General features: G+C 69.5%; 10 protein-coding genes and 2 tRNA genes. 5 read left to right on the top strand and 7 right to left on the bottom strand.

Annotation, left to right across the window (positions count from 1 at the left end):
- Window positions 1-22 precede the first annotated feature (22 nt).
- Window positions 23-1,159 (top strand): esterase-like activity of phytase family protein, encoded by a 1,137-nt coding sequence (locus tag IP91_RS09140; protein WP_145648620.1) that lies wholly within the window; start codon window positions 23-25, stop codon window positions 1,157-1,159.
- A gap of 18 nt (window positions 1,160-1,177) precedes the next feature.
- Here the strand turns inward: IP91_RS09140 and IP91_RS09135 are convergent, their stop codons facing one another.
- Together IP91_RS09135 and IP91_RS09130 are read right to left on the bottom strand one after the other, a co-directional pair.
- On the bottom strand, window positions 1,178-1,609 hold the full coding sequence (locus IP91_RS09135) for a DNA-binding transcriptional response regulator (protein WP_145648619.1): 432 nt from the start codon (window positions 1,607-1,609) through the stop codon (window positions 1,178-1,180).
- Window positions 1,602-2,105 (bottom strand): GAF domain-containing protein, encoded by a 504-nt coding sequence (locus IP91_RS09130; RefSeq protein WP_145648618.1) that lies wholly within the window; start codon window positions 2,103-2,105, stop codon window positions 1,602-1,604. The genes IP91_RS09135 and IP91_RS09130 overlap by 8 nt, the downstream gene beginning before the upstream one ends.
- Window positions 2,106-2,239: 134 nt before the next feature.
- Between IP91_RS09130 and IP91_RS09125 the strand changes: the two genes are divergently transcribed.
- Both IP91_RS09125 and IP91_RS09120 read left to right on the top strand, forming a co-directional pair.
- Window positions 2,240-4,705, top strand: a complete 2,466-nt coding sequence (locus IP91_RS09125; RefSeq protein ID WP_145648617.1) for a penicillin acylase family protein — start codon at window positions 2,240-2,242, stop codon at window positions 4,703-4,705.
- 69 nt (window positions 4,706-4,774) lie between these two features.
- Entirely contained in the window at window positions 4,775-5,704 is a 930-nt protein-coding gene (locus tag IP91_RS09120) for a GGDEF domain-containing protein (protein ID WP_145648616.1), read from the top strand.
- A 53-nt stretch (window positions 5,705-5,757) separates the two neighbouring features.
- On the opposite strand, the gene IP91_RS09115 is transcribed toward IP91_RS09120, so the two are convergent.
- The 5 genes from IP91_RS09115 to IP91_RS09095 form a co-directional block, all read right to left on the bottom strand.
- The gene (locus tag IP91_RS09115) at window positions 5,758-6,963 is read right to left on the bottom strand and encodes an acyltransferase family protein (RefSeq protein ID WP_145648615.1); all 1,206 of its coding nucleotides are present in this window, start codon (window positions 6,961-6,963) and stop codon (window positions 5,758-5,760) included.
- A 104-nt stretch (window positions 6,964-7,067) separates the two neighbouring features.
- Window positions 7,068-7,796: a LytR/AlgR family response regulator transcription factor gene (locus IP91_RS09110; protein ID WP_145648614.1), complete on the bottom strand. Its 729-nt coding sequence runs from the start codon at window positions 7,794-7,796 to the stop codon at window positions 7,068-7,070.
- Window positions 7,784-8,878 carry a sensor histidine kinase gene (locus IP91_RS09105; protein WP_145648613.1) on the bottom strand — a complete coding sequence of 365 codons (1,095 nt, stop codon included), beginning with the start codon at window positions 8,876-8,878 and terminating at the stop codon, window positions 7,784-7,786. The genes IP91_RS09110 and IP91_RS09105 overlap by 13 nt, the downstream gene beginning before the upstream one ends.
- Before the next feature lie 11 nt (window positions 8,879-8,889).
- Complete coding sequence (locus IP91_RS09100) at window positions 8,890-10,530, bottom strand: Na+/H+ antiporter (protein ID WP_145648612.1); 1,641 nt, start codon at window positions 10,528-10,530, stop codon at window positions 8,890-8,892.
- A 144-nt stretch (window positions 10,531-10,674) separates the two neighbouring features.
- Window positions 10,675-11,619 (bottom strand): PEP-CTERM sorting domain-containing protein, encoded by a 945-nt coding sequence (locus IP91_RS09095; protein ID WP_145648611.1) that lies wholly within the window; start codon window positions 11,617-11,619, stop codon window positions 10,675-10,677.
- A 225-nt stretch (window positions 11,620-11,844) separates the two neighbouring features.
- On the opposite strand from IP91_RS09095, the gene IP91_RS09090 reads away from it, so the two are divergent.
- Both IP91_RS09090 and IP91_RS09085 read left to right on the top strand, forming a co-directional pair.
- A tRNA-Gly gene (locus tag IP91_RS09090) sits at window positions 11,845-11,920 on the top strand.
- A gap of 44 nt (window positions 11,921-11,964) precedes the next feature.
- Window positions 11,965-12,040: transfer RNA gene (locus IP91_RS09085), tRNA-Gly, on the top strand.
- Window position 12,041: the final 1 nt, after the last annotated feature.

The raw sequence follows: 12,041 nt of genomic DNA, 5'->3' as shown, positions 1-12,041 counted from the left end.
TTCCACGATCCTGCGAGTCTCCATGCACCGTTTCACCAACCTGGCCGTGTCGCTCGGCCTGGCCTGCCTGCTGGCCGCCTGCGCCACCGTCTCCGATACGCCGGAGCGCATCGGCAGCCTGCGCTTCATCGGCGAGCAGCGCATTCCGCTGAAGACCGCTTTCGAAGGCACGACCTTCGGCGGCATCTCCGGCATCGACTACGACGCCCGCCGGGGCGACTGGGTACTGGTCAGCGACGACCGCTCGGCACTGGCCCCGGCGCGCGTGTACCGCGCCCGGCTGCGCTTCGATGCGGCATCGTTCCAGTCCGTCACCCTCACTGGCATGACGCTCCTGCGCCAGGCCGATGGCAGCACCTATCCGGACGAAAAAGCGCAGGCCACCCGAGGCGGCGTGGTGCCGGACTTCGAATCCCTGCGGGTCGATCCGCGTGACGGCAGCCTGTGGTACAGCAGCGAAGGGGACCGGCGCCTCGGCCTCGATCCGTTCGTCCGGCATGCCGGCGCCGATGGCACGCTGCGCGGCGAGCTGCCGCTGCCGGCCATGTTCCGGGTGTCGCCGGATGCCGAGCGGGGCACGCGCAACAACCTGGCGTTCGAAGGCCTGTCGTTCGCGCCGGACGGCGCCAGCCTGTGGGTGGCGATGGAAGCGCCGCTGTATCAGGATGGGCCGGTGCCGTCGCTCCAGCAGGGCGCGCTGTCGCGCATCACGCAGTATGCCCGCGATGGCAAGGTGCTGGGCCAGTATGCCTATCCGGTCGAGCCGATCGCCGCCGCGCCGGGCGCGGGCAAGTACGCGGACAACGGCATTTCGGAAATGCTGGCGGTCGGCCCGGCCACGCTGCTGGTGCTGGAACGCGCGGGCGTGCAGGGCGAGGATGGCAGGTACCGCAACTTCATCCGCCTCTACGAAGCGGCGATGGGCGGGGCCGACGACATCCGCGCCGTGCCGTCGCTGGCGGATCGTCCGCCGGTGCCCGTCACGAAGCGGCTGGTGCTGGACTTCGCGTCCCTCGGCCTGCCGGTGCTGGACAATGTGGAAGCGTTCGGCTTCGGTCCGCGGCTGCCGAACGGCCACCGCACGCTGGTGTTTGCCAGCGACGACAATTTCAATGCCAACCAGGTGACGCAGCTGCTGCTGTTCGAAGTGCTGCAGTAAAGGGGGCCAACTGCGCGCTCAGGCGCGCGGCCACTTGCCGACCGGTGCCGTGGCCGGATCGGGGACGCCGAGCGCCACGAACGCTTCCAGCAGTACCTTGGCGCGGAACGGCTTGAGGATCACGCGCTGCACCTCGCGGCCGCGCAGGGCGGCGATCAGCGCCGCATCGGCATGCGCCGTCAGCACGGCGATCGGCATCTTTGCATCGCAGGCCGTCTGGCCTTCGCGCACCTCGTCCACCAGCGTGAAGTCGCGCACGTTGCCGCTCTGCGTGGGATCGTCGATGGCGATCACGGCGCCCAGGTAGGGCCGCTGGCACAGCAGGCGGCGCGCCTGCGGAATGGTGGCCGCTTCGTGGATGCCGGACATGCCCAGCGAGCGCGCCGTCAGCGACACGGTACGGCGCAGCATGTCCTCCGGTTCCATCAGCAGCATCGTCTGCTCAGCCATGGGCCGCCTCCGCGCCTTCCAGTTCCTGCATCACCAGGTGGCGCAGCGTGGAGAGGATGGCCAGCTCGATGCCGTCCAGCGCGCGCGGCTGCGTGTCGATGATGCACAGCGTGCCCAGCGCATAGCCGGAGGACAGCACCAGCGGCGCGCCGGCGTAGAAGCGGATGTGCGGCGGGCCGGTGACGAGCGGATTGTCCGCGAACCGCGGGTCGAGCGCGGCATCGGGGATCACCATGATCTCGCTGCGCAGGATGGCATGGCCGCAGAACGAGATGTCGCGGCTCGTCTGGCAGGTGCTGCCCATGCCGACGGATGCCTTGAACCACTGGCGGTCGTCGTCGAGCAGCGTGATCAGGGCGATCGGCACGTCGAATTCCTGGGTGGCGAATTCCACGATCTTGTCGAAGCGCTGTTCGGGCGGCGTATCGAGCAGCAGCAGCGCATACAGGGCAGCCAGGCGGGAGGCTTCGTTGTCTGGTTTCGGTGGTACGAGCATAGGTTCCGGCAGGTGAGGGACGACACTACATCGTTTTACTCTACCATGCGGCTGCCCGCGCCAAGATTTTTTTGCTGCGCCGCGCCTGGAACTTCTGGCAAGATGGCGCCCATGACAACTTTGCGGAGCGGCGCATGCGGGCAGACCGGGGCGGTATCCGATGGATGAAGCGCGTCGGCTGGAGCGTGCTGGCGCTGCTGGTGGTGGTCGCGCTGGCCCTGTGGTTCTTCCTGCGCGGCAGCCTGGCCCAGCTCGACGGCAGGCGCACGGTGGCCGGCCTGCACGGTGCCGTGACCATCCATCGCGATGCGCTCGGCGTGCCGTCGATCGCCGGCGACTACCGGCAGGATGTGGCGTACGCCACCGGCTTCGTGCATGCGCAGGACCGCTACTTCCAGATGGACCTGCTGCGCCGCGTGGCGGCCGGCGAACTGGCCGAGCTGTTCGGCGCGAAGGCGCTGCCGCTCGACCGCGAGCACCGGCTGCACCGCTTCCGCGCGCGCGCCGCACAGGCCTACGCGCTGCTGCCGGCGGCGGACCGCGCATTGCTGGAGCGGTACGCGGCGGGCGTGAACGACGGCCTGAACGCGCTGGGCACGCGACCGTTCGAATACGGCCTGCTGGCACAGGCGCCGCGCGCCTGGTCCGCGCACGATTCGCTGCTGGTGATCTGGGCCATGTACTTCGACCTGCAGGGCGGCAGCGTGCGCCGCGAACTGGCGCGCGGCTGGCTGCGCGACAACGCCACGGCCGACCAGCTGGCCTTCCTGCTGCCCGCGGCGACGCGCTGGGAGACGCCGGTCGATGCACCGAAGGTCGAGCTGCCGCAGGCGCCGATACCTGACACGGCGCCGGCATGGTGGGGCCAGCCCGGGCCGCGCGATGCGGCGCTGCTGGCGACTTCGGCGCTGGACGCGGCGCTCGCCAGTAATGTCGCCAGTAATGTCGCCAGTAATGTCGCCAATAATGTCGCCAATAATGTCGGCAGCAATGTCGGCAGTAACAACTGGGCCGTTGCCGGCAGCCGCAGCGCGACGGGTGGTGCGATCGTCTCGGACGATATGCACCTGGGAATCAAGCTGCCCAACACCTGGTACCGCGCGCAGCTGCAGGTGCCGGGTGGCCAGGGCACCACGCGGCGCATCGTCGGCGTCACGCTGCCCGGCACGCCCTTCATCGTCGTCGGCAGCAATGGCCACGTGGCCTGGGGCTTCACCAACAGCTATGGCGATTACCTGGACCTGCGGCCCGTCGCCATCGATGCGGCGCGGCCCGGCCAGGTGCGGCTCGACGGCGCATGGCTCACGCCGGCCGTGCATCGCGAGACGATCCTCGTGAAGGGCGCGCCGGCCGAAACGCTGGCGGTGCGCGAGACGCCGCAAGGCCCCCTGATGGAGGCGGCCGGCCGGACCTACGCCGTGCACTGGATCGCGCACGAACCCGCGCTGGTGAACCTGAACCTGGGCCGCCTGGAAGGCGCCGATACCCTGGACGAGGCGCTGGCGCTGGCCAACGCGGCCGGCGTGCCGGCCCAGAATTTCGTGGCCGGCGACGCGGCCGGCAATATCGGCTGGACGATTGCCGGACCGCTGCCGCGCCGCGCGCGCCCTGGCGCCGCCGACACGTTCCCGCTGGCCGACGGCGCGCCCGGCTGGCAGGGCTGGCTGGCGCCGGCCGAGTATCCGCGCGTGGTCAATCCGGCGGGCGGCCAGCTCGTCACGGCCAACAGCCGGCAACTGGCGGGACCCGGCGCCGCCCTGCTGGGCGATGGCGGCTTCGACCTGGGCGCGCGGGCGCGCCAGGCCAGCGGTGCCTTGAGCGCGCTGGGCCCGAAAACGGACGAGGAGGGCGTGTACGGCGTGATGCTGGACGACCGCGCGCTGTTCATCGCTCCCTGGCGGGAGCGGGCCTTGTCGGTCCTGGACGATGCCGCGCGCCGCGCCGATCCGCAGCGCGACAAGGCAGCCCGGCTGCTGCGCACGAACTGGACGGGCCGGGCCAGCGTGGACTCGGCCGGCTACCGCCTCGCGCGCGGCTTCATGTGGTCGCTGTACGAGCTGCTCTACAGTGGCGCCAATGCGCAGCTGGCAGCGCAGGGCCAGGCCGGCGTGGCACTGGCCGACAAGCGCTGGCCGGAAGTGGTCGCGCGGCTGCTGGACGAGCGCCCGCCCGGCTGGCTGCCGCGCCAGTACGCCAGCTGGGAAGCGCTGCAGCTGGCCGCCATCGACCGCACCATCGCCGACCTGGCGGCCGACGGCCGGCCCTTGCAGGACGCCACCTGGGGTGCCTACAACACGGCGGCCATCGCCCATCCGATCGCCGGTGCCGTGCCGGCGCTGCGCCGCTGGCTGAGCGTGCCCGCCGACCCGCTGCCGGGCGATTCGCACATGCCGCGCGTGGCCGGCAGCGCCTTCGGGCAGTCGGAACGCTTCACCGTCTCGCCCGGCAAGGAAGAGCGGGGACTCTTCAATATGCCGGGCGGGCAGAGCGGCCATCCGCTGTCGCCATACTTCCTGGCCGGGCATGCGGACTGGGTGCAGGGCCGGCCCACGCCGCTGCTGCCCGGCCCGACCGAGCACACGCTAGGCTTCGCGCCGTGACTCGCGCGTGCCGCATTGGTCCCGCGTGGTGCATAATGGCCCGCACCGGACAAGACCAACGAGGCGCGCATGATCGACGATTTCGCTGCCGCCGCACAGGCCACCATGGCCTATCTGCGGCACCGCCTGGGCTTCAGGCTGTGGATGGTCACCCGCACCGAGGGTGACGACTGGATCGTGCTGTACGCGGACGATGCGGGCTACGGCATCACGCCGGGCCAGTCGTTCCGCTGGACCGATACCGTGTGCGCGCGCATGGTGCTGGGCCATGGCCCGAATATCGCGCCGTCGACGATCGACGTGCCGGCCTATGCGCAGGCGCCGCTGGGGCGCCACCTGCCGACGGGGGCATATGTCGGCATCCCGCTGCGCCGGGGCGACGGCTCCCTGTTCGGCACCCTGTGCGGCTTCGACCCGCAGCCGCAGCCGCCCTCCATCCGCGAGGAACTCGACACGCTCACGCTGCTGGGCAGCCTGCTGGCCACGATCCTGGACCGGGAACTCGACAGCGGCAGCGAAGCCCGCCTGGCCGACCGCGCCGGCGCGGACGATGCGCGCGACAGCCTGACGGGCCTCGTCAACCGCCGCGGCTGGGACATGTTCCTGCAGCGCGAGGAAGAGCGCTGCAGCCGCTACGGCCACTCGGCCTGCGTCGTCTCCATCGACCTGGACGACCTGAAATTCACCAACGACACGCAGGGCCAGGGCAGCGGCGATGCGCTGCTGATGCGGGCCGCCCGCGCGCTCGAACAGGTCACGCGCGGCACCGATGTCATCGCGCGGCTGGGCGGCGACGAGTTCGCCATGCTGATGGTGGAGTGCGACTACTTCGACGCGCAGGCGATGCTGATGCGCGTGCAGGAAGCCCTGGCCGCCGCCGACGTGCGCGCTTCGCTCGGCATGGCGATGCGCAAGCCGGGGTACGATCTCGAGGAAGCGTTCGCGATGGCCGATGCGGAGATGGTGCGGGCGAAGCGGAGCCGGAAGGTACTGAACTGAGTCGCGCGCCAGGCCCGGCATGGCGCATCGGACCGGGTGCGTGACCGCTCTCGTCATCCCGGCGTGGCGGCGACCGGTGCCGCGGCCGCGTCGGTCCGCGGGGCGTCGCGCAGCTTCAATCCGACGAGGGGCCGCAGCCAGCGCAGCAGAGGGAGGCGCCGCACCAGTTCGAACAGGCCGAAGCTGCCGGCCAGCGTCAGAGCGACCAGCAGCAGGCCCTCGGGCAGCGCGGGCAGCTGCAATGGTGCCAGCAGGCGGCTGAAGCAGATGATCAGCGTCTGGTGCGCGATATAGACCGGGAACACGGCCTGCGTCAGGTAGCGGCGCGCCGCATTGTCGAGGTCCAGGCAATGCCGGCCGAAACCGCATACCGCCACGAGCGCCGCCCACTGGCAGGTGGCCCAGACGGCCCGCACCAGCGGCAGCCACGCTTCGGCCCAGGCTTCGTCGTACAGTACCGGCAGGATGCCGAGCCAGCAGGCCAGTGCAAGGCCGAGCGCGGCGAAGCGCAGCCGCTCCAGCTCCCGCCAGAACGCCTGCTGGCCGGCCAGGGCGGCGCCCAGCAGGAACAGGGGCAGGTAGGTGGCATGGTTGAACCAGTCGTCCACCAGTGCATGGGTTTCGCCGAAACGGGAGCGCAGCGCGATACGCACCAGCGCCAGCGCGGCGGCCGGCAGCATGAGCGCGCGCCAGCCCGTCAGCAGGCGCGCCAGGTGGACGCCGCAGCGGTCCAGCAGCGCCGGCCCGCCCGTGGCCAGCAGCGCGGCCAGCACCAGCGCATACACCCACAGGTAGGCCACGAACCACAGGTGGTTCCAGGTGGGCAGGTCGAGACAGCCGTCGGCATTGCAGAAGCCGTGGTAGCCGCGCAGGTACAGGCGCATGAAGTCGCCGTAGCTGCCCGCATACCCGAGCTTTTCAACCACCTCGAAATACGACTGCGGCGGGACCACCACCAGCATGCCGAACAGCAGCGGCAGCAGCAGGCGCGCGCTGCGTTCGCGCAGGAAGCGCGGCACGGCGAGCTTGCGGGCCAGGCAGGCACACGCCACGCCGGACACCAGGAACAGCAGCGACAGCCGCCACGGCGAGGACAGCAGCATCAGGGGTTCGATGGCGGTGCCGGCATGGGGGCTTTTCACATGCCATCCCCAGCTCACGTAGTACATCCCCGTGTGATAGACGATCAGCAGGAAGAAGGCGAGGATGCGGATCCAGTCGAGGAACCACAGGCGTTGCGGTGCTGGCGTGACGGACATGGCGAGAACCCGGTGTTTGCGATGCCCCGAGTCTGTGCCGGCTGGTCGCAAGGCGCCAGCGGATTGGGGCGAGCCGGCGTGTCCTGGGGCAGGTCGGAGGAGCGCTAGGCCAGCGCCGCCAGCAGGGCGCCGCGGTATTGCCGGCTCAGCGGCACCGTGCCGCCGTCCTTCAGCAGCACTTCGCCGTCGCCCTTGTCGTTGGCGGTGAGGCCGGCGACCCACGCCAGGTTCACGGCGGCGCGGCGGTGGCAGCGCAGGAACGCGTCACCCGTCGTCTCGAGCAGCGCCGCCAGCGTCTGGCGCAGCAGGGGCGCCGGCTCGCTGCCGGCATGCAGCGCCACATAATTGTCGGCCGTTTCCAGCCAGCGGATGTCGGCGATGGCCACGATGCGCGTGATGCCGCGCTGCGTGACCAGCAGCTGCCGCAGAGGCAGGCCTGCCGGGCGCGATTGCCGCAGGCGGCCTTCGGCCAGGCGCTCCTGCAGGCGCCCGATGGCGCGGGCCAGCCTTGCCGGATCGACGGGTTTCAGCAGATAGTCGATGGCGCCGGCATCGAAGGCGCGCACGGCGTACTCGTCGAAGGCGGTCACGAACACCACCAGCGGTGCGGGATCGGGCAGCGAGGCGGCCAGTTCCAGCCCGCCGATCTGCGGCATCTGGATGTCGAGCAGCAGCGCGTCGGGCCGGAACGTCTCGACCTGTGCCAGCGCTTCGATGCCGTCCGCCGCCTCGTCGATGGCCGTGATAGGCGCCAAATGAGCCGGCAGATTCGCCAGCAGCCGCCGCAGCCGCTGGCGCGCCGGCCGTTCGTCGTCGACGATCAGCAGGCGCATGGCGCCTCCCGGTACGGCAGCAGCAGGGTCGCGCACACGCCGGCCGGCGCCCGTTGCGACAGGGTGAGCGATGCGTCTTCGCCGTGCAGGGCCGCCAGCCGCGCGCGCAGGTTGGCCAGCGCAATGCCGGCGCCTGGCCCCGCCGGCGCGGCCAGGCTGCCTGCATCGTCCTCGACGGTCAGCAACAGCGCCTGGCCGCTGCGCTGTACACCAACGACGATGTGGACTGGCGCGAGCGTGCGCTCCACCGTGTGCCGGAACACGTTCTCCAGCAGCGGCTGCATGCCCATGACGGGGACCAGGCACGGCGCCAGGCTGTCGTCGACCTGCCAGGCGATCGTCACGCGGTCGCTGAAACGCTCGCCCATCAGCGCCGCATAGCCGCGCAGCAGCCGGAGTTCCGCCGCCAGCGGCACCTGCTGCTGCTGGCCTGCGGCCAGCGTGGCGCGCAGCACGTCGGCCAGGCGCAGCAGCAGCGCATCGGCACGCGGTACGTCCTCGTACATCGTGGCCGAAATGGTGTTGAGCGCATTGAACAGGAAGTGCGGCTGCATCTGCTGCGTGAGCTGCTGCAGCTGGGCCGTGCGCAGCTGCGCGGCCATCCTTTCGGCGCGCAGCCTTTCCTCCTGCATTGCCTGCCACGACAGGATGCCGAAGGTGATCAGCACGAACATCGCGAAGAACACGGTGATCTTCACGTCCTCGTAGAAGAACGTGGTGGGCCAGGGCGTGTGCCGGTACACGTCGCCGGCCAGCGCATACACGCCATGGCGGATGCCGAAGGCGATCGGCACGAAGGCGATCCAGTACAGCAGCAGCCAGGGGGCCTGCCGCAGGAACCAGCGGCGCGGCTGCGTGACGAGATGGTCATGGCGCCGGGTGGCGCGGCGCTGCAACAGGAGCAGCAGCGTGACGGTGCAGAGGGACGAGCCTTCCCACAGCAGCGGATGCCACAGGGGGCCGGCATCGTTGCGACGGTAATCCTGCACGGCGGTCCCCATCATGAGGCCCCAGAACAGCAGCCAGGCAATCGCCAGCGCCAGGCGCAGGCGCCGCTGCAGGGTCAGGTCCACCGCCGCCATCGCCGCCTCCGTCAGTGCTTGTGCCTTGCCTCGACCAGATCGATCTCGCGCACCAGCTTGCGCGAGATCTCGTCGGAGATGTGCTCGTGCCGCGCGAGCGAGAAGATCGCGCGCCGCTCGGCCTGCAGTGCGGCCAGGCGCAGCACCCGCTCGGCCATGTCCAGCTTGCGGAAGCGCGCCACGTCCTCGTCGTCGACGGCGGTGGTGGTGTCGAGCCGGTGCTGGTACAGGGCGATCACGCGCGCCGCCGCCTCAGGATACATGTCGTTCTCGGCGCCCGCCTGCATCTGTTCGATCTGCGTGCGCTCGACGGCGGCGATCGCCGCGCTGGCCGCTTCGCGCCGCGCCAGGTCTTCTTCCTTCTGCTCGGCCGGCTCTTCGGGGAAGTGCATGCCGCGCAGCAGCCGCGGCAGGCCCACGCTCGCTGCCACCAGCGAAATCAGGATCACGGTGGAAGCCAGGAAGATGGTCAGGTCGCGCGCCGGGAACGGTGCGCCGCTCGGCAGCGCCAGCGGCAAGGTCATCACGCCGGCCAGCGTGATCGCGCCGCGCACGCCGGCCAGCGACGTGGCCAGCAGCAGTCGCCAGTGCGGCTTGCGCACTTCCTCGCCGCGGCGGGTGCGCTTGAACAGCGTGATGCGCAGCGCCGTCCAGACCCAGATGAAGCGCAGCGCCATCAGGCCGAAGCTGATCGAGAACGCGTACAGCACCAGCCACCACGGGTTCAGGTGGCCGCTCTGGTCGAGCGAGACGCGCGCGCCTTCCATGATGGTGGGCAGCTGCTCGCCCAGCAGCACGAACATCACGCCGTTCAGCGCGAACTGCACGGTGTCCCAGACCGCCGAGCGCTGGATGCGCGTGGCCGCCATCACCTGGCCGGACAGCTCGACATAGCTCATCGTGACGCCGGCTGCCACGGCGGCCAGGATGCCCGAGGCGTGCAGGTGCTCGGCCACCAGGTAGGCGCCGAACGGGATCAGCAGGTTGACGAGAATGGGCGAACCGGCCGGCTCGCCGAAGTGGCGGAACAGCCAGCGCTGCGCCCAGGTGATCGCCAGCGTCACGCCCAGCCCCGCGCCGATACCGCCGGCCACCAGCCAGACGAACGTCAGGGATGCTTCGGTGATCGAGAACACCCCCGTCATCGCGGCGGCGATGGCGAAGCGGAAGCACACCAGGCCGCTGGCATCGTTGAGCAGCGATTCGCCTTCCAGGATGTGCATCAGCCGCTTCGGGATCGGCGCGCGGGAGGCGATCGAGCCGACGGCGACGGGATCGGTGGGCGACACGATGGCCGCCAGCGCGAACGCGACGGGCAGCGGCATCGCCGGAATCAGCCAGTGGATCAGAAAGCCGGCGCCCAGCACGGTGAAGATCACCAGGCCGAAGGCGAGTTCCAGGATGATGGCCTTGTCGCGGAACAGGCCGCTCTTCGGGATGCGCCAGCCGTCCAGGAACAGCAGCGGCGGCAGGAACAGGAGGAAGAACAGATCGGGATCCATCTGCACGCCGTGGGTGCTGACGCTGGCGATGCCGGCGCCGAGACCGATCTGCACCAGCGGCAGCGGCATGGACACGGGGAGCATCCGTACCAGGTAGGCGCTGGCCACCACCGCCAGCAGCATGGCCAGCACGATCTCGATCGAATCCATTCTTTCCAATTTCCTGTAAGTATTAACAGGACAATTATAGGGGACGCATCCGGATCGTCGCGGCAACCGTGCGGCAAGCGGCCGAGCCCGTGTCCTGGTGCCAGGCACCAGGACACGGGCTCGGCAGTTTGAAAGGCGCGGGCGTCAGCCGCGCAGTGCCTTGCGGCGCAGGCCTGCGATGCCGGCCAGGCCCGTGAAGGCCAGGGCCAGCGTGCCCGGTTCCGGCAGCTCCTGCTGCTGCGCGCTGACCAGGGTGTTGTGCTGCATGGTGATCTGGTAGTCGCGGTTGGCCAGCAGCAGCGGCGAGGTGGCGGTGAGGTGGAAGGTGGTGGCGGCGGCGTTGTACAGCGACATGCCGGTGTGGCCGTGCGTGCGGCTGACGGCGGCCAGGCCGTTGAGTTCGTTGGGGGCGAAGGTGAAGACGGACAGGCCCGTCGTCAGGTCGACGATGTTCACGCTCCACGAGATGCGCGCGTTGGCGGTGGTGATGGCGCGGCCTTCCGGCGACAGGTAGGCCATCGCATACGGCGTGGCATCGAAGGTGACGGTCATCGTGTCGCTGCTGCCGAGGCGGAAGGCCATCGTGTTCGAGCTGCCCACATCCGAATTGCTGCTGGCGAACTGCTTGTTGTAGGCGGTGGCGACATCGGCCCGCGTCTGCGACCGGGCCCCGGCCGGGGCGCCATTCATCGAGATGCCCGAGCCCGAGAAGTTCTGGTCCGCGTAGCTGAAGTTGCCATGGGCGGGCAGCGACGTGCCGAACGGCGTGAAGTTGTTCTCGCCGAGGGCCGGGCAGGGCGCGCCCACGCACTGGTGCGCGACGTCCGGCCGGGTGCCGGTGGCGGCCGTGCTGGCGAACACATTGTTCAGCATGGCGGTGGCATGGGCGTCGTTGACGCCGACCAGTTTCGAGAAATCCGTGTTGCGGTAAATGGTGCCGGAGGCATGCGTGATGCGGAAGTTGTTGATGTCCAGGATGGCCGAAGCAAAGGTGCTGGCGCCGGCGGCTCCCGCGATCCCGAACAGGGCGGCGCCGGCAGCGACGCACAGGGCGTTCCTGAACAGGGCTGGGCTGCGGTGATGATTCATGGCTGCTCCTCGAAGTGATTGATTGGCGCAACGCGCGTGTCCTCACGGCAGCATTATTAATGCCAGGGAAATTTGTGCCGTGATTTCAGTCACTTGGAACGGCCTGGCTGGCCAGGAATGGCAATCTGGAAAGAATGCCGACGCTGGCGGGACGCGCCTGGCGCCAGAAAGTTGCATCCGGCACTGGTCAACCGGGGATCGTTCTGGCATAATCATGCCTCTTCTGCGGGAGTAGCTCAGTTGGTAGAGCGCAACCTTGCCAAGGTTGAGGTCGAGAGTTCGAGACTCTTCTCCCGCTCCATTCCAGGCAGTTGTAAATTTAGTTGTCAGCAGCACCACTCCAATGCGGGAGTAGCTCAGTTGGTAGAGCGCAACCTTGCCAAGGTTGAGGTCGAGAGTTCGAGACTCTTCTCCCGCTCCAG

This window comes from Pseudoduganella lurida, assembly GCF_007830455.1.
Lineage (GTDB): Bacteria > Pseudomonadota > Gammaproteobacteria > Burkholderiales > Burkholderiaceae_D > Rugamonas > Rugamonas lurida.
The sequence above is the reverse complement of the archived record's forward strand: the minus strand, read 5'-3'. Positions and strand labels throughout refer to the sequence as shown.

Coding starts and splice junctions, on each gene's coding strand:
- IP91_RS09095 (WP_145648611.1), bottom strand. CDS start 11,619: ATGAATCATCACCGCAGCCCAGCCCTGTTCAGGAACGCCCTGTGCGTC.
- IP91_RS09110 (WP_145648614.1), bottom strand. CDS start 7,796: ATGCGCCTGCTGATCGTCGACGACGAACGGCCGGCGCGCCAGCGGCTG.
- IP91_RS09105 (WP_145648613.1), bottom strand. CDS start 8,878: ATGGCGGCGGTGGACCTGACCCTGCAGCGGCGCCTGCGCCTGGCGCTG.
- IP91_RS09115 (WP_145648615.1), bottom strand. CDS start 6,963: ATGTCCGTCACGCCAGCACCGCAACGCCTGTGGTTCCTCGACTGGATC.
- IP91_RS09125 (WP_145648617.1), top strand. CDS start 2,240: ATGCGGGCAGACCGGGGCGGTATCCGATGGATGAAGCGCGTCGGCTGG.
- IP91_RS09140 (WP_145648620.1), top strand. CDS start 23: ATGCACCGTTTCACCAACCTGGCCGTGTCGCTCGGCCTGGCCTGCCTG.
- IP91_RS09100 (WP_145648612.1), bottom strand. CDS start 10,530: ATGGATTCGATCGAGATCGTGCTGGCCATGCTGCTGGCGGTGGTGGCC.
- IP91_RS09120 (WP_145648616.1), top strand. CDS start 4,775: ATGATCGACGATTTCGCTGCCGCCGCACAGGCCACCATGGCCTATCTG.
- IP91_RS09130 (WP_145648618.1), bottom strand. CDS start 2,105: ATGCTCGTACCACCGAAACCAGACAACGAAGCCTCCCGCCTGGCTGCC.
- IP91_RS09135 (WP_145648619.1), bottom strand. CDS start 1,609: ATGGCTGAGCAGACGATGCTGCTGATGGAACCGGAGGACATGCTGCGC.